Source organism: Symplocastrum torsivum (assembly GCF_059505465.1).
In genome coordinates this window covers 45,567-62,644 of record NZ_JCACKQ010000120.1, presented here as the reverse complement: position 1 = coordinate 62,644, position 17,078 = coordinate 45,567, and the positions used below count along the sequence as shown (strand labels likewise).

The following is a 17,078-nucleotide window of genomic DNA, read 5'->3' as shown; positions in this document are numbered from 1 at the left end:
TAAAGATTGCAAGATAAGCACACAAGATAAGCGAATTAACATCCATATCGCTCAATAAGACAAATACTATGAGTAGAAAGCTGCCAAAATAAAAAAAATCAGCTAAATCCTGTTGGATCTCAAGGAGATTGAGCGAATATTAATGAGAAGTCAACCATCACGGCGGAAGCGGGGTGTCGTTCTCACGCTTCAAGGTTGGCAACGCTTGCAAAGGGCACAGCGCCAGTGGGAAATTCAAGAAAATACTGGCAATTCCTACACCTTGGAAGAATTAAGTGAACTGAGCGGCTTGAGTCCCAATACCATCGCCAAGGTACAACATCGCCAAGTTGCTGTAGATCGGCAGACTTTGGAGTCTTACTTCAGGGCATTTAATCTTACTCTGTCCCTTGATGACTATACCAATCCCGACTCTGACAATCTAGAGAGTGGCTCTAGAGTCATGCTCAAAGGTCAAGTTCCTCTAGATTCCCCCTTTTATGTAGAGCGTCTCCCTATTGAGCGGCTTTGCGATGAAACCATTTTGCAGCCTGGGGCTTTGATTCGGATCAAAGCTCCCAAGCTTATGGGCAAAACCTCTTTGATGATCAGGATTCTCGACTCTGCGCGATCGCACAATTTTAAGACGGTTACGTTGAGCTTGCAACTGGCTGATGCCGATGTGTTCGCGACTCTAAATCAATTTCTGCGGTGGTTCTGTGCAGTTGTCTCTCGGAGTTTGGGACTACCGAATCGGTTGAGCGAGTATTGGGATGACGTTTTTGGCAGCAATTACAACTGCACCGATTACTTCGAGAGTTATCTGTTAGCAGAAATTGACACTCCGCTCGTCTTGACATTAGATGACGTGGACGTGGTGTTCAATTACCCCAAAATTGCCACGGACTTTTTTGGATTGCTCCGAACTTGGTATCAGAAAGCCAAGTATGCCGACAAGAGTAGCGAGGTTTGGCAAAAACTGCGGTTAGTGGTGGTTCATTCTACGGAAGTTTATATCCCGCTCAACATCAATCAATCTCCCTTTAATGTTGGATTATCAATTGAATTGCCAGAGTTTACCCCGCTTCAGGTACAAGATTTAGCGACTCGGTATCAACTGGATTGGGGAACCCAGAAGGTAGAACGCCTGATGGGATTGATTGGTGGGAACCCTTATCTAGTGCAGGAGGCGCTGCATCACATTAGTTGCCAAGACATCACGCTTGAGCAGCTATTAGAAACTGCGACGGATGAAGACGGTATTTACAACGATTATCTGCGACGCCAATTGTGGAATCTCCAACAATATCCCGATTTGGTGACAGGATTGGCGCGGGTTGTGATGTCACCAACCCCCGTGAAATTAGATCCAATCCAAACCTTTAAATTGCAAAGTATGGGTGTCGTGCGCTTCCTCGATAGCCAGGTTGTGCCCAGTTGTCAGTTGTATCGTCAGTATTTTAGCGATCAGCTGGGTCAATTACGGTTGAATTTAATCCAAGAACACCGCCTCGGTACGATTGTTTCTATAAATGCGGTTGACTTAGCAGCGAAGATGGAAGCTGACTCTGAACAGACGCAGAATCTACTTGATCGAGACTTTCAGGTCATCTCCCAATTAGCTCAGCAATATGAAGGTCAGATTCTCAAATCTTTTGGCGATGGGTTGTTATTTTACTTTCCTAGTACCATCAATGCTGTCAATTGCGCTCAAGAGATTCAACTGACATTCATACAGATAACTCCACCCACGTCTCAGCCGAGGCTAACTTATCGAATTGGCATCCATTTTGGAGATGTTATTTTCAATTACGCTGATGTCACTGGAACTGGGGTTAACATTGCCACTCGCGTACAAGCTGAAACTTCGCCCGGTTGCGTTGGTATTTCCCAGACAGTGTATGAAGCGGTCAGAAGTTATCTTCCCCTACAACCCATCGAAATAGGGCAACGGCAATTCGAGGGGATTGAAGAACCGATATCGCTGTACCAACTTACTCTTTGAGGGGATTATAAGTGCCAATTTTTTTATAGTTGTTGGTTGGTCTGTGATGTCAAACGCAGGTGAAGGATGGCTAATTGTTAATGTTAAAAAGGTAATTAGCCAATCTTCAATCCTTCAGCTACGGCTTCCATCATGCTGACAGCACAAAGTCCATCTTATGAGTATCAAGTTGGTGGGAGTCTACCCCTAAATGCCCCTAGCTATGTCAGGCGTCAAGCTGATGATGAACTGTACGAGGCACTACTTGGGAGTGAGTTTTGCTACGTCCTCAACTCCCGGCAGATGGGCAAATCCTCGCTTTGGGTGCAGACGATGCACCGCTTGCAAGCTGTGGGCATTTGCTGCGGAGTTATCGATCTAACAGCCATTGGCACTCAAGAAGTGACGCCAGAACAGTGGTATGCCTCAGTTGTGGCTTCTCTAGCCAAAAGTTTCCAGATTGAATTGAATATACGAGCTTGGTGGCGCGATCGCAATCATCTATCCCTAGTCAGCCGCCTGGGTGAGTTTATCGAAACCATTTTGCTAGAGGAAATTCAGCAAAATGTCGTAATTTTTATTGATGAAATTGACAGTTTAATTAGCTTAGGTTTCCCAATTGACGATTTTTTTGCTCTGATCAGAGCTTTTTACAACAAACGTGCCCAAAAATCAACCTATAAACGACTAACATTTGCCCTGTTGGGGGTAGCAACACCGACAGATTTAATTGCTGACAAAAATTGCACGCCATTTAACATCGGACGAGCCATTGAACTCAAGGGATTTCAGTTACACGAAGCCATCCCTCTGATACTAGGATTACAGGAAATTGCTAGTCAACCGGAAGCCTTGTTAGCTGAGATTTTGCACTGGACAGGGGGACAGCCGTTTTTAACTCAAAAGTTGTGCCAGCTTGCCCTGATGGGAACCAATCGCGTGGGGGTAATTCCTTCTGAAGAGGAGGCGCATTGGATGGAACAGTTGGTGCAAGAGCGCATTATCGACAACTGGGAAGTCAGGGATGAACCGGAGCATTTGAGGACAATACGTGATCGGCTTTGCCGGGGCCCTTCGGGCAATCGCATTTTGAGAAATTCCCAACGTGCTGCTAGATTACTCGGCATCTATCAACAAATATTGCAATCCCCCTTGTCCCCCCCTTACCAAGGCGGGGTGCCAACCGATGACTCGCCAGAGCAAATGGAACTTCTGCTGTCGGGTTTGGTGGAGAGACAGCAGGGTTTTCTCAAGGTGAAAAACCCCATCTATCAGAAGGTATTCGATTGTTCATGGGTAGAAGAACAATTAGCTTCTGTGCGCCCCTACTCTCAAGCCTTCGATGCTTGGATAGCTTCAAAACGGCAGGATGCTTCGCGTCTTCTGAGGGGACAAGCTCTCAAAGATGCCCAACTCTGGGCGCAGGGAAAAAGTTTGAGCAATTCGGATTATCAGTTTTTAGCGGCTTCTGAAGAATTAGACAGGACAGAAGTGCAGCTAGCATTGGAAGCAGAACGGGCTAAAGAAGTTGAAGCCAGATTAACAGAGGAACAAAAAAGATTAGCACTAGAAAAAAAAAGTTCCAGGCGGCAACGGTTCTTGCTTTTTGTAGAAAGTATGACGTTAATTCTAGCCTGTGCATTGGGGGTACAGGTTTATGTTCAGTATCGGCAAACTTCTGTAAGCGAGATAAAGGCGATCGCAAAATCTTCCGAAGCGCTTTTCGCCTCAAATCAAAAGTTAGATGCACTAGTACAAGCCATCACAGCACAGCGACGATTGCAGAAGTTGGGTGTTGCAGGCGCAGATATCGAGGACTCAGTTAAACAGGCTCTCCATCAGGCTGTTTATGGAGCAGTTGAGTATAACCACTTATCCGGGCATGACAATGTAGTTAATGATGTAACTTTCAGCCCTGATGGCAAACTCATTGCTTCAGCTTCTGCCGACAAAACTATCGATCTTTGGAAAAAAGACGGTACAAAGGTGGGAACGCTTCAAGGGCACAACAAGACCGTTTGGGGAGTCGCATTTAGCCCCAGAGGGGATCTAATTGCTTCGGGTTCTGGAGATAACACCGTTAAACTTTGGCGCAAAACGAGTACACCAAACGGAAAGCCGCTCTATACCTTGTGGCATACCTTAAAAGGACATACCAAAGACGTTGCAGAGGTAGCGATCGCCCCTAACAATCAGACCATTGCTTCCGCTTCTAAAGATAAAACAATTAAACTCTGGAGTACAGACGGCAAACTGCTCTTGACTCTCACCGGACATACGGATGAAGTTGCCAGCGTTGCCTTTAGCCCTGATAGTCAAACCATTGCATCTGCTTCTCACGATAAAACCATCAAACTCTGGAGTGCAGACGGTAAACTGCTCTTCACCTTCACCGGACATACGGATAGAGTTAGAGACGTTGCCTTTAGCCCTCAAGGAAATCTGATTGCCTCGGCGAGTTGGGATAAAACCGTCAAACTTTGGCACCTTGACGGTACGTTAGTCCAAACTCTAACTGAACACAGCGATGCAGTAGGCAAAATCGCTTTTAACCCTCAAGGTCGTTTAATCGCCTCGGCAAGTCTTGATCGAACAGTCAAACTTTGGAAGCTTGACGGGACTCTCGTAAAAACCCTGCCAGCCGCTAAGGATACCGTTTCTGGAGTGGCTTGGAGTCCTGACGGACAAATCCTTGTCTCATCCAGTTGGGATGGTCCGATTGCAATCTGGAAGCTTGATGACAGTTTGCTCCAGCCTCTCAACGGACATCAAGCCTCGATTTACACCATAAAATTTAGTCCTGATGGTAAGACAATTGCCACCGCCAGTCGCGATCAGACTATTAAACTTTGGCGGCTTGATGGTAGCTTAATTCGCACGTTTCCCAAACAAGCCGATAAAGTTTTCGGAGTAGATTTCAGCCCAAAGGGAGACATCATTGCTACTGGGGGTTATGACAGCACTGTCCGGTTGTGGCGACTGGATGGAACCTTACTCCACACGTTTACTGGACATCAAGGCAGAGTCTTCGCCGTTGATTTCCATCCAGATGGACAGTCACTCGTCTCTGCGGGTGAGGACAGAACTGTCAAAGTCTGGAAGATTGACGGCACCCAATTGGCAACTCTGAAAGGGCATACCGATCACGTTAACGGAGTAGCATTTAGCCCTGACGGACAGCTCATTGCCTCAGCTAGCGTGGACGGCACAGTCAAACTTTGGCAGTGGGATAATGCAATCGCATCTGGAAAGCCCAGCTACAGGCTTCTTTCCACGTTAAAAAGCCATCGCCGTCAGGTGGCTGGAGTGGCATTTAGCCCTGATGGCAAGACCCTCGCTTCAGCCGGTATGGATAGCCTGGTGAGACTTTGGCAGCGCGACGGGACAGAAATCAGAGCCTTTAAGGGACACAAAAATGGGGTATTCGGAGTGGCATTTAGTCCTGATGGCAAGATCATCGCCTCAGCAAGTTTCGACGGCACAGTCAAACTTTGGAGATACGACGGTAAAGCGCTTGAAACCTTAAAGGGGCATAGCGATGGGGTGTTCGGAGTTACTTTTAGTCCTGATGGGAAGTTAATCGCCTCAGCAAGTCAGGATAGAACCGCAATTTTGTGGAATTTAGAGCGAATTTTCCAGCTCGATTTCCTCCAGTATGGATGCAATTGGGTGCAGGATTATCTGCGAACAAATGCCGAATTGAAGGAAGAGGACAGACATCTGTGTGATGGAGTCAAAACTCAAAACGTTGCACAGTAGTTAAAAACGTTCCATCCAGGGCGTAGCCCCGTTGCACTAAATTCTAATCAGCGATTACCTTTTGCTGCGCTAATCGAGGTGTAGATAAAGATGAAGAAGATAAAGCCTAGTTAGAATGCCATGAACCCCTCCTGACTTCAAGCGAGTCTGTGCTTCTTGTCTAAGAAGCAGTACAACACCAGTTAGATAGACTTGTGCCAAATTTACACTGCTTAAGTTGGTGTTCCTCAAGTTTGCGCCGCTTAAGTTGGTGTTCCTCAAGTTTGCGCCGCTTAAGTTGGTATTCCTCAAGTTTGCATGGCTTAAGTTGGTGTTCCTCAAGTTTGCACCGCTTAAGTTGGTGTTCCTCAAGCATAGAAGGTACGCACCACCTTTCCCTTGCCTTTTTCATCAAGCTCGACTACCTCAACACAGCATCGTGTCGTTTATGAGTTGGTCGTGGATAGTGTTGTTGGACAAGGAATGCCATTTAGTTCAGCACAATTGTTGATCTAGACCAAACTCTTGAGTCTCAGTAATTCTACTCAAGACAATTACGCTAAATGGCTGAGACTGAAGACTGTCATCCCTCTTAAGATGTACGTCAGTGAACCTTGTGCCTAGTTCACAACTCTACGTATCCTTCTGCTTCTTTACGACCGATAAAATGCTTGACCTTCAAACCTTCAATAATAAGCGGATTATACATCTGACCGAAGTGTCAGCCACTGATTTTCCTGTTTCTAGTCAATATAAGTATAAGTGCCGAGTACAAATTGCTTCTCATGAAGGTGAAACCTTGTTGGAACGAGATTTGTTTGCTCGGATGCAGCCAACTTGGTTACTGGAGCTGAAAAACAAGGGGGATTGCACGATCGCAATCACGTTTTGCTGTCGAGAGGGAGATATTACGCATCCCTGGCAGGATGTTGGAACCGTGACCTTTGCCACCCACGAATACCTGAACGATGATCGCAATGCCGATCTAGAGCTTCCAATTACAACCTGGGAACAAGCCCCGCAACTCAAGCTGAAAGTCCGCCTGACTGAAAGTACCAGTGAAGGTAGTAGCAGCACGGTGATGGTATTCGGCAGGCAAAATGGCTTTCGTCGTCGGACTCAAGGTACAGCAGAACCAGTAGAGATTGAGCTGCCTCAGCCCACACCACTCACCCCGCAAGACGAAGTGATCGTTAAGGATGTCTGGAACAAGCTGCGGGCGTGGAAAGAATTGCAGATGGAGAAATTCCTGAAGCGGATGCTCTTGGAAGAGCCAGAGCTTGAGTATCTGTTTGGGGAAGCGCTCGACAGTATGAGCGACTTTTTCTATGAGTTGTTTGACTGTGCCATCCACCAACTACAACCGGACACGCAAGTAGTAGTGGGCGAACCTCTGATGGGCGTGCCACCCGAAAAAGGGGATGGATTGGACACCATTGAAGACTATGGCAGGTTATTTGCCGATGTAGGGATGCGTCCTGAGCATTGGGTGAAGGCGCGACAAGTGTGGATGTGGATGCTGCCGTCTATCCCCTATTTGGAAGACTACGATCGCGAGGATTTGCAAAAAGGCGCAAACTCGGCTCTCTACAAGTTCTTCAATACCTACATCATTCTGCCGATGGCAAAGGCAGTCCGGCGCTACGACGAAGCTTTGCCTCCTGAAATGCTGCAAAAAATGGCAGAGTCCTGGTCTGTGTTTAGCCAGAACAAGCAGCAGATGGGCATGGAGTTTTACCAAATTCTGTTTGAGAAATATCCGTTTGTTCTGCCGATTTTTGGACGGGCAGACATGGATTATCTCTCACTGCACCTGTTTCAGGCATTGGAGTTTTTGGTGCGTTGTCTGCAAAGTGGCAGCAGTGATGAAATCTTACGAGAACTGCGGTTTTTGGGACAGGTTCATAGCTTCGCTGATGTGCCAACCTGTGCCTATCCTGCCATTGGCGAAACCATGTTTGCTCTGTTTGAACGGTATCTCCCCGACTTTACCCCTGAACTACGGCAAGGATGGCAAACGTTGCTTGATCGGGTGATCAATGTTGTTAAGCTGCCCATGCTCAACCAGGAGCGATTGCTCAAGAAAGCCAAGCAGTTCCTCGATCTAATTTCATCAGAACAAGCCTGGGAACCGGAGGACAAAGAGCGACGCTGGAAAGAAATTCGTGAGGAAGTGAAAGCGACTGGCACTTATACCCACACCTATGAAGAACTAGCATATGGAGCGCAGGTAGCATGGCGTAATGCCTCTAAGTGTGTCGGGCGTATTGCCTGGAACAATATGGTGATACGCGATTGCCGCCATGTCACTGATCCAGATGAAATGTTCCGCGAATGTCACGAACACGTCAAATTTGCGACGAATGGTGGGAATTTGCAGATTACGATGAGCGTCTTTCGTCCCAAGCTACCCAAAGAACGCTGGGGCCCGCGCTTCTGGAACTCGCAACTGTATCGTTATGCAGCATACGAGCAACCCGATGGTAGTGTAATGGGCGATCCAGCCAACCTGGCATTGACCAACGCCATCATCAAATTTGGCTGGCAACCCCCCGAACCGCGCAGCGCCTACGACATTTTGCCACTGGTGATTGAGGTTCCTGGTCAGGAGCCGAAGATGTACCACTGGCAGCGCGAAGAAGTGCTGGAAGTGCATATTGAGCATCCCACTGTTCCAGAGTTCAAAGACATCGGAATGCGTTGGTATGCCATTCCTGCTATCAGCAACTTCTCCGTTCACATTGGCGGTATCCAATATGGCTGTATGCCGTTCAATGGCTGGTATATGGATACCGAAATCATGCGCGATTTCCTGGATGAGTACCGCTACAACAAGATGGAGGAGATTGCCAAAGTTCTGAAACTGGACACTAGCTCGGAGCAAACCCTGTGGCGCGATCGCGTTGCCTTAGAACTCAACATTGCTATCCTGCACTCCTTCCAGAAAGCCAAGGTGACGATGGTCGATCACCAAACCGCGTCTCGCCAGTTCTTAACCCATGATTTACGCGAAAAGAAAGCGGGACGTGAATGTCCTGGCGATTGGGGCTGGGTTGTTCCTGCTACAGGTGGCAGTGCTTGTCCGGTGTGGCATCACCAGATGCGCGATTTTTATTTGGAACCTGCCTATCACCATTCCGCTGATCGCTGGGACGTGGAAGATGGCATTGATCTAGAGAAGCTCACGGCTGTTGCGAATGAAGACGGCGATAAGCGCGATCGCATTCTGATTCTCTATGCCTCTGAAACGGGAACCGCAGAGGGGTTTGCCCGCAAAGCCGCTCGTCAGTTGCAGCAATTCCGTCCTAAAGTGATGGCACTTGATGAATATCCTGTTGATACGCTTGCCTCTGAGAAGTTGCTGCTGATTATCACCTCCACCTTCGGCAATGGTGAAATGCCAAGTAACGGCAAGCGATTCTTGCAATGGGTGAAACAACAGCCTGCGGGAGCGCTCGACGGCTTGAACTATTCCGTGTTGGGCATTGGCAGCACGGTGTATGAAAAATTCTGCGCGGCTGGCATCGCGGTTGATAAAGCCCTGACGAGAGCCGGGGCGAACTGTGCTGTCCCCATGCATAAAGGCGATGAAATTAAAGGTCAGGCGGATACCTTTAAGCAGTGGTTAGGCTTAATTTCCCGTGTGCTGGGTGCAGACGAAACAACAGGTAACGCGACCAATTCTGCTGCTCCTAAACTTACCGTTACCTTCCTAAACGAAGCAGAAGCGGCAACTATTGCACCTGTGCAAGTCAGTGGTGATCGCGGCGTTGAAGTTCCCATCCTTGCCAACGATGAACTGCTGCAAGAAGTCATCCCCGGCAGCCGTTCCACTCGCTATATTGTCTTTGATATTGCAGGAACCGATTTGCAGTATGAAACAGGGGATCATGTAGCGGTTCATCCCTGCAATCCACCCGAACTGGTGAACCGATTGTGCGATCGCATCGGTGTGACAGCAAATACCTACTTCACGGCTTCTTACGTCAATCCAGACGGCACAACTACCGACGATCAGCCCCCTGTCGCAGTTCCGACTACCGTGGGTCAACTGCTCTCTGAAGAACTGGATCTATCATTACGGGAACCCTTCAACGATCTGCTGACTTACCTGTATTCATCTGCCCAGAATCCCCAAGATAAACAACGCCTAGAAGTCTGGCTAGAGATTTTGCGGCAAGGTGAGGACAATCCCGATGCTGTGACGCTCAAGAAAACTATCTCTGATAATTTCATGAGTGTTGCCGATTTGTTTGATGAATTTCCTTCGGCAACGATTACGCTGGAAGCGCTGTTGGAAGTGCTGCCCAAGCAAAAGCCACGCCTCTATTCTATCTCGTCCTGTCCGTTGTTGCATCCTGACAAAATTCAAGTGACGATCGGTGTGCTGCAAATTACTACCGATGCTGGCAAAGTTCGTCAGGGGTTGTGTTCCAACTATCTAGCTGGACTGCAACCTGGCTCAAAAGTTCGCATTGGGGTTCGCACCTCTGGCTTCCGTCCCCCTGCTAATCCGCAAGCACCGATGTTGATGGTTGGTCCTGGTACAGGCGTATCGCCACTCATTGCCTTCCTGCAATACCGGGAAGCTCTACAGAAGCAGGGAACGACCTTGGGCGAAGCTTGCCTCTACTTTGGCTGTCGCAATCACAGTGATTTTCTGTATGGCGAACAACTAATAACCTGGCAAAATCAGGGCGTGTTGACAGATTTGCAAGTAGCTTTCTCCCGTCTCACCGACAAGAAAGTTTACGTGCAAGGCTTAATGCAAGAGAACGCACAAGCCTTGTGGCAGTCACTCAGCCATCCTCAGTGTCATTACTACGTTTGTGGCGACGCGAAGATGGCGGATGATGTGTTCGAGGTGTTTTTGGCGATCGCCAAAAATGAAGGCAAACTTTCTCACATTGAAGCCGTTGAATTTTTCGACAAAATGAAGCAAGAAAAACGCTTCCATACCGATGTATGGGGTGTGCAACTCAACTTCAAACAAGCCATCCAACAGTTGCAAAAAGATAACTACTCCAAAGCCGAAAAGTGGCTGGAACGGGTGAAGCAGCCCAGAGAGCAATTATCTGCCGATCCAAACCAGACTGTTTTAGTCTAATCTGGGCAAGCCTATTTAGGCGAGGGTGAGTCTGACTTTGAACTTGTACATCTTTTGATAGATTATGTCCTTGCAGATTCGCCACTCGCCTAATTTTTTCTTTAATCCGTCACTACTAATCTTTGTCTAACACATCAGGGAAAAAACTGCTATTAGGAATGAAAAGACTTGGGTTTTGCCAATTTATATTAGTCTGTGTTCTGACAATAGTATGGTGTATCATCGCTCATGCCCACCAGGTTTATGCATCAAATATAGAAGGGCAGAATCGAACTGTTACATCAAAATCAGAGCCGGAATTCAAGCTTGTCAGTCAAGTCACTGAACAATTTGCTCAAACAGAATCAGTAAATAACTCCTCCTGGCAAACTGAAGTATCAAACTCGGTGCGTCAGCCCAGTCCTTATAAGCCGACCATTGTTTTTGTTGATGTGAGATTAAACACCGTTTCTCAGATTAACCTACCAGAGAAAACCTACAACATATCAGCAGAAGTTGTTTTAGAGTGGCAAGACGGTCGATTGGCTTTCACACCTAATAATAAAGAGACAAATACGCTATTAAAATTTAATGGTAATGATGTCGATTTGATACTAGGAAAAATCTGGTCACCAAGTTTTACAATTGGTAATGAAATTCAGCCGCGAGAAACACAAAATCGTTCGGTTCAGGTTGCTTCTAACGGTTGGGTAAGAGTCTACGAACAGTTTAATGATGTGGTGAAATTTGATGCAGATGTCCACACTTTTCCCTTTAGTAACCAGACACTCACTCTAGCTATTAATTCTGCCCTAGACGACCTCAGTGCCGTTGCCTTCAGTCTTCGGGAGTTTAAGTTTAATTCCCCAGACCCATCACAGCAAATTATTGGACGCTGGTCGCTGAAAAAGCTGAATGCTAATACGAGAAGCTTTAGCCGTCTCGATTCCAAAGTCAGTTTTCCACAAATTCTTATATTCATGCACATTCAGCATAAACCGCAATACGTCATTTTCAACTTTTTTATCCCACTATTTGTCATTTTTGTTGCTGCGGCTGCTGTAACCTGGATTGACCCGACTAAAACGGCTCCTCATACTGCTCCGCGAGTCCTTGGGACAATAATATTAATTCTGACGACAATTACTCTCAAGTTCGCTCTAGCCAGAGAAATTCCTGCTGTAAATTACATTACTTTGACCGATGCAGTTTTCGGTGTGACTGTTCTCATCCTAATCCTGAGTTTAATCATGTCTTGTACAATCATCTACTTGAAAGAGCATGTACAAAAAGACGTTCTATCCAAAAGACTTAATGCAAACTTCCGAACGATTTATCCTCTTTTATATGTTGCTTGCATGAGTGCTGTTTTTCTGCTCTTCTACACAGTGAATTGGAACTCTTGATCAATACCTGGAGTTTATGGTTAATTCTGTTTCTACAGATATCTCAATGCCTCATCCTGATTTCGCTGCCGCTCTCAGTTGTGTTTGCCAAGCGATTAATTGGGACTATGGCGAAGTTTGGATACCAAATCCAGAAACAACACTGCTCGAACTCAGTCCATTTTGGTATTGCCATCCCAACCGAAGTAGCGATCGCCTGGATGCCCTTGAAAAATTTAGAGCCTGTAGTGAACAGTTCGTTTTATCAATCGATCAAGGATTGCCGGGAAGAATTTGGCGCTCGCGTCAGCCTGAGTGGGTTAACGATGTTTCTACGCAGCCAGAGAACTACTTTCTTCGCAACCAAATTGCGAAAGCATTCAACGTCAAAGCTGGATTTGGATTTCCAGTTGTTTACGAGCAAGCGATCATTGGAATTTTAGTGTTTTTTACCGATTACGCCTGTGAAGAAGACCACTCTTTAGTTCAGCTTGCGATCGCGACAGCAACTACATATAGAGCATGAAGAATTTTGGTTTCTCTACGGCGAGAATCTTCATCCTTCTGCTTGTTGCTGTAACTGTGTTGCTGTCTGCTTGTAGTGGAGTCTCGGTAAGTTCTGAGCATCAAATGCTCACAGTCTGGTCGTCCTACGCCAATCAAGACATAGAAATTCTGATTAAGAACTATCAGACTGTTCGCCCGAATGTGGAAGTGATTCATACCAGCGAAGGGCTGCTCAATTACTTCTCCTTTTTAAAAGAGCGAATGAGTCAAGGGCTAGGACCTGATCTAGCGATCGTACCCGATCAGGTGCTGCCCTCCCTGATTGAAGCAGGAATTATTGAAGATTTAGAAAAATATAGCCTGGATACGTCCAACTTTTATTCCAAAGCCCTGGTATCGTTGCGAACAGAAAATAAACACTTATATGGTGTGCCATTTGGCTTTCAAACCATAGCACTTTGCTATAACCGCGACCAGACGAGTGACCCACCAACAACGTTAGAAGCGGTGTTAGATCAAGCCAATCAGGGTAAGGGGATTGCCATTGACCCTAGCTTTTTGAATAGTGTTTGGGGAGTTGGTGCAATGGGCGGTACATTCTTTAATTCTATTGACCAATTTACGCTTGAGGAAGATTCGTTGAGCCGTTGGCTTTCTTGGCTCAAGAATGCTCAGCAAGCTCCAAATATTTATATAGATAACCGTCGCGACGTTTTATTTGACTTGTTTGCAACAGGTAAGGTTGCGTATTTTCCTTGCTGGACTTTTGAGCTATCAGCGTTCCAGAAAAAACTGGGCAATCAATTGGGCGTTGCCGTATTACCTGGCAACTTAAATAGTGCCTCTCCAGCCTTGGTAACGGATTCCCTGGTGCTGAATGTTCATGCATCGGCTGCCCAAAAAAAGTTGGCACTCGACTTTGCGGAGTTCGTAACCCGTCGAGAACAACAGTTGGCATTCCAATCGGCTCAAGACGCGATCATTATCCCAATCAATCCCAAAGTATTGGTTGATCGAAGGCTCCTGCCGATTCGACGGAGCTTGATCGAGCAAGTCCAAAACAGTTTTCCAATTCCGATCGCTCAGTTCCGCTATCAAACCAATCGCCTAGTTTATTATGGGAATGCGATTTACACCCAGGTAATGCAGGGAGATATTTCTCCCATTGAGGGAGCACGTCAGTTTATTAATCAGATTAACCAATCTGCGGAGGGTAAAGTCATTAATGGGTCTGCCTCAATAACCAATGCAGTAGGTAGCAACAATGTACAAACTGACATCACACCAAAAGCTGATTACTTGCTTCAGCTATTTCGGATTCAATGGCAAATTCTGCGCCGTCCTTTTATTTGGTTACAAATGGTTCTCTTTACTGTTGTGGTGTTATTAGTATGGTTGATCGCTCGCGGCTTAAATCGCTTCATCAGCAATTTCAGCCAGCGCTTCACCGAGTGACAACCTTTTTGCAACTCCACTCCTACCAGTGGGTCAGAATTGGCACTGAGTTGTCTCGTGCGCTTTTGTTTCCGTTGCTGCTGTGGGGAACGCTCTGGCTACTGGTGCAAGTTTTTCCCAGTTCAGGGCATTGGAACCTGAATTTAATCGCGACATTCTTTTTACCGTTGGTCTCTCTGTTTGTCGTTTATCGGGCGATCGCGGCGATTGTCCTATTGATGGGTGGGAAAGAGGTTCATGCATCGCTGGTGGTAGGTTTTTTGCTGCCGCTCTTTATCACTTACGCCGTGATTCAGTTCATAGGGTTGTTTAGCGACATTTCACTGTTGGGAGATACCCAACTCTTCACAGTTGCTAAAACCACCATCACCCTGCGCGGTTTATTTGCGGCATCGATTGGGCTATATCTCTGGTTCGCCGGAGTGAGCAGTTTGGCGCAATTCTTACGTAAATTGCTGCTCAATCGCCTGCACGTAGACGAAGCAACGCTGGATGCTTTGCTAATCCTGCTGCGTTACTTTTTGATTGGCTTAGGGCTGTTTGTGGCGTTTAGTGAATTGAAACTCGATTCAACTGCGATCGCTGCCATCTCTGGTGGGTTAGCGGTGGGCATCGGCTTTGGTCTTAAGGATATTGTGATCAACTTCCTAAGCGGCATCATACTGCTGTTTGAGCGCAGCCTACGTCCAGGGGATATTATTGAATTCAACAACAAGATGGGACGAGTTGAAGAAATTAACCTGCGTGCCACGACGATCAAGACCAGAGATCACGTAGAGTTAGTGATTCCCAATCAACTGTTTTGGAATGCAGCTCTCACCTCTTATACGCGCAGAAGCCGCATGGCTCGATTTAAGATCGAGGTGCTGCTCGACTATGACTACTCGCCTGACACCGTAACCGCCATTTTGGTGAATGCTGCTCGCGAAAATTCCAAAATCGCCACTAGTTTGACGGCAAAAGTTGAAATCGTCAATTTCGGTCAGGAGGGAGTTCTCTACAAGCTCAAGTTCTGGACAGATGACCCTCTGGCAATTAACAGCCTTCGAGACAAGATTCATCGCCACCTCTGGAAAGCTTTTGAAGAAGAGGGCATTAAGCTGGAAACCCCAACGAATATTACCATTCATTCCCCCAAGACTCTAACCTCAAAAGACTGGGCGCCAGTCGAACCCCCTGAAGATCAGATTCGCCATCCAACCCGCTCAAGTCCGTTACAGCCAGAAATCGCTTTACAACAAACTGCTCCCGTACAACCAAAAGCCCCTACTCAGGTTGAGTTAGTTGAGAGTAGTTTTGAAAAAATTAAGCCTCATGCAACTGAATTCTCAGTAAGTTTTTATCGCAATCTGTTTAGAAACAGCCCAGAACTGCGCTCGATGTTTAGCAACACCGACATGGAAAAACAGCAGCAAAAACTGCTCAGTGCGCTGGTTCTTCTAGTTGAAAATGTCCGCAATCCCGATCGCTTAGTTCCCATCCTGCAAGATTTAGGAGCCAAACATAAAGGCTATGGGGTAATCGAAAAACATTATCCGGCAGTTGGCGCTGCCTTGCTGCAAACCTTTGAGCAGTATCTTAAAGAAGGTTGGACGAAAGAAGTCAAGCAAGCCTGGACAAATACCTTTGATGCGATCGCCCAAATCATGCTAGACGGCGCAGAAGAAGCTTAACTTGAATGGCACTGATAAGCTTCTGTAGACCATCGCTTGCTGTTGATGCGTTGCTTCATCGACTTAGCCGCTACAGCATAGCCACCATCCGCACTTTTCCCTTTAGTAACCAGACACTCACTCTAGCTACAGTAAGCTTTTTAACCTTTCTCAACTGGCGCACTCAAACTCTGGAAGATAGCAGTCGCCACAAATGTTAGGACATTAACAGGAGAAGAGCGTTCCCCAGCTAGAGCCGATTTGACCCAAAGCTGACTGCTGATTACTATAACGAAAATCGAGAGTCAATAATGGTTACTTATAGCCCCAAGCTGCGATCGCAAGACAGCCCCAACCGATAATAAAAGCGACTCCTCCTAAGGGAGTGATCGCTCCTAACCATTTGATGCCGCTGAAACTCAAGGCATACAAGCTGCCGGAAAAGATGGCAACGCCGATGATAAAGGCAGAACCCGCCGCTATCAATAAACTTTGTGAGGCTTCAGCACGGCTTAAGAGCAACGCCACTACCAACAGGGCAAGAGAATGATACATCTGATAACGGGCACCCGTTTCAAAAATTTCTATTGCCCGTTCACTCAGCTTTTCTTTCAAGGCATGAGCGGCAAAGGCACCCCCGGCAACGGATAGACCTGCCAAGATTGATGCTACGCTCAAAAATAATCGAGTCATTAATCGCGCTTTTAACTAACTAATAAAGATTTCTCGAACTTCAAAAGCTAGAGATGGAATTGGTAGACAATGCCACCATCATCAAGGGGTTCAAATGTTGCATTGAACTCTTTTGCTCGTTCATCCAGATAGTCTCTAGCTTGCTCTCCGGATAGCTGTGCTTCCATCGCAAAATATAGGACGCTTAGCTGCCCATTGTTTTCTTTGACTAACCGATAAAACGTAGATCGAAGGCGATCGCGTGTTTCTTTATCACCCGCTTTATACAATCTCCATGCTACCCATCCTCCCACACTAGCCGCAGGTAGAGTAAGGATGAGTAGCGCCGCTAAAGCGTCCTCTCTATCCTGCGGCGAGGTTTGAGGATTCGTAATTTCTGTGACAGCAACGAGCGAAAGAGGAACGCCAAACACGAGTAGGAAACCCGCGATTACCTTCTGAAGTAGTTTCATGGTGGAGGTACCTTAACGTCGTCCATAGCGGTTTTTAGTTGGATGAGCTACAGCGGCAGGTGTGTGAAACTTAAACAGAGCAAGGAAAAAAAGCTGATAGCTGATAGCTGATAGCTGACGGCTAACCGCTATATATTGCCCCGATTT

At 46.7% G+C, this 17,078-nt stretch carries 11 protein-coding genes; 8 read left to right on the top strand and 3 right to left on the bottom strand.

Going from position 1 to position 17,078, the window contains the following annotated elements:
* The first annotated feature begins 142 nt into the window (after window positions 1-142).
* Window positions 143-1,984, top strand: coding sequence for an AAA-like domain-containing protein (locus tag AC5JL3_RS28950; protein ID WP_496077739.1), 1,842 nt, complete (start codon window positions 143-145; stop codon window positions 1,982-1,984).
* Window positions 1,985-2,116: 132 nt separating this feature from the next.
* The gene (locus tag AC5JL3_RS28945; RefSeq protein WP_496077738.1) at window positions 2,117-5,722 is read left to right on the top strand and encodes a WD40 domain-containing protein; all 3,606 of its coding nucleotides are present in this window, start codon (window positions 2,117-2,119) and stop codon (window positions 5,720-5,722) included.
* A 69-nt stretch (window positions 5,723-5,791) separates the two neighbouring features.
* Here AC5JL3_RS28945 and AC5JL3_RS28940 read toward each other — a convergent pair whose 3' ends face one another.
* Entirely contained in the window at window positions 5,792-6,073 is a 282-nt protein-coding gene (locus AC5JL3_RS28940) for a pentapeptide repeat-containing protein (protein ID WP_496077737.1), read from the bottom strand.
* 295 nt (window positions 6,074-6,368) lie between these two features.
* Between AC5JL3_RS28940 and AC5JL3_RS28935 the strand changes: the two genes are divergently transcribed.
* The 6 genes from AC5JL3_RS28935 to AC5JL3_RS28910 all read left to right on the top strand — a co-directional run bounded on the left by AC5JL3_RS28935 (window position 6,369) and on the right by AC5JL3_RS28910 (window position 16,007).
* Window positions 6,369-10,808 carry a nitric oxide synthase oxygenase gene (locus tag AC5JL3_RS28935; protein ID WP_496077736.1) on the top strand — a complete coding sequence of 1,480 codons (4,440 nt, stop codon included), beginning with the start codon at window positions 6,369-6,371 and terminating at the stop codon, window positions 10,806-10,808.
* Window positions 10,809-10,966: 158 nt separating this feature from the next.
* The gene (locus AC5JL3_RS28930) at window positions 10,967-12,193 is read left to right on the top strand and encodes a ligand-gated ion channel (RefSeq protein ID WP_496077735.1); all 1,227 of its coding nucleotides are present in this window, start codon (window positions 10,967-10,969) and stop codon (window positions 12,191-12,193) included.
* Between the two features lie 16 nt (window positions 12,194-12,209).
* A complete protein-coding gene (locus AC5JL3_RS28925; protein WP_496077734.1) occupies window positions 12,210-12,698 on the top strand; it encodes a GAF domain-containing protein in 489 nt (162 codons plus the stop codon).
* Window positions 12,695-14,134, top strand: a complete 1,440-nt coding sequence (locus AC5JL3_RS28920; RefSeq protein ID WP_496077733.1) for a sugar ABC transporter substrate-binding protein — start codon at window positions 12,695-12,697, stop codon at window positions 14,132-14,134. Before AC5JL3_RS28925 ends, AC5JL3_RS28920 begins: the two co-directional genes overlap by 4 nt.
* On the top strand, window positions 14,071-15,807 hold the full coding sequence (locus tag AC5JL3_RS28915) for a mechanosensitive ion channel domain-containing protein (protein ID WP_496077732.1): 1,737 nt from the start codon (window positions 14,071-14,073) through the stop codon (window positions 15,805-15,807). The genes AC5JL3_RS28920 and AC5JL3_RS28915 overlap by 64 nt, the downstream gene beginning before the upstream one ends.
* Window positions 15,808-15,812: 5 nt before the next feature.
* The gene (locus AC5JL3_RS28910) at window positions 15,813-16,007 is read left to right on the top strand and encodes a hypothetical protein (RefSeq protein WP_496077731.1); all 195 of its coding nucleotides are present in this window, start codon (window positions 15,813-15,815) and stop codon (window positions 16,005-16,007) included.
* Window positions 16,008-16,101: 94 nt separating this feature from the next.
* Here AC5JL3_RS28910 and AC5JL3_RS28905 read toward each other — a convergent pair whose 3' ends face one another.
* Together AC5JL3_RS28905 and AC5JL3_RS28900 are read right to left on the bottom strand one after the other, a co-directional pair.
* Window positions 16,102-16,479, bottom strand: a complete 378-nt coding sequence (locus AC5JL3_RS28905) for a DUF423 domain-containing protein (RefSeq protein WP_496077730.1) — start codon at window positions 16,477-16,479, stop codon at window positions 16,102-16,104.
* A 47-nt stretch (window positions 16,480-16,526) separates the two neighbouring features.
* Entirely contained in the window at window positions 16,527-16,931 is a 405-nt protein-coding gene (locus AC5JL3_RS28900) for a hypothetical protein (protein ID WP_496077729.1), read from the bottom strand.
* Window positions 16,932-17,078: the final 147 nt, after the last annotated feature.

Bases quoted from the DNA above. Each gene is read 5' to 3' on its own strand.
- AC5JL3_RS28950 (WP_496077739.1), top strand. From the start codon at position 143: ATGAGAAGTCAACCATCACGGCGGAAGCGGGGTGTCGTTCTCACGCTT.
- AC5JL3_RS28945 (WP_496077738.1), top strand. From the start codon at position 2,117: ATGCTGACAGCACAAAGTCCATCTTATGAGTATCAAGTTGGTGGGAGT.
- AC5JL3_RS28935 (WP_496077736.1), top strand. From the start codon at position 6,369: ATGCTTGACCTTCAAACCTTCAATAATAAGCGGATTATACATCTGACC.
- AC5JL3_RS28930 (WP_496077735.1), top strand. From the start codon at position 10,967: ATGAAAAGACTTGGGTTTTGCCAATTTATATTAGTCTGTGTTCTGACA.
- AC5JL3_RS28925 (WP_496077734.1), top strand. From the start codon at position 12,210: ATGGTTAATTCTGTTTCTACAGATATCTCAATGCCTCATCCTGATTTC.
- AC5JL3_RS28920 (WP_496077733.1), top strand. From the start codon at position 12,695: ATGAAGAATTTTGGTTTCTCTACGGCGAGAATCTTCATCCTTCTGCTT.
- AC5JL3_RS28915 (WP_496077732.1), top strand. From the start codon at position 14,071: ATGGTTGATCGCTCGCGGCTTAAATCGCTTCATCAGCAATTTCAGCCA.
- AC5JL3_RS28910 (WP_496077731.1), top strand. From the start codon at position 15,813: ATGGCACTGATAAGCTTCTGTAGACCATCGCTTGCTGTTGATGCGTTG.
- AC5JL3_RS28905 (WP_496077730.1), bottom strand. From the start codon at position 16,479: ATGACTCGATTATTTTTGAGCGTAGCATCAATCTTGGCAGGTCTATCC.
- AC5JL3_RS28900 (WP_496077729.1), bottom strand. From the start codon at position 16,931: ATGAAACTACTTCAGAAGGTAATCGCGGGTTTCCTACTCGTGTTTGGC.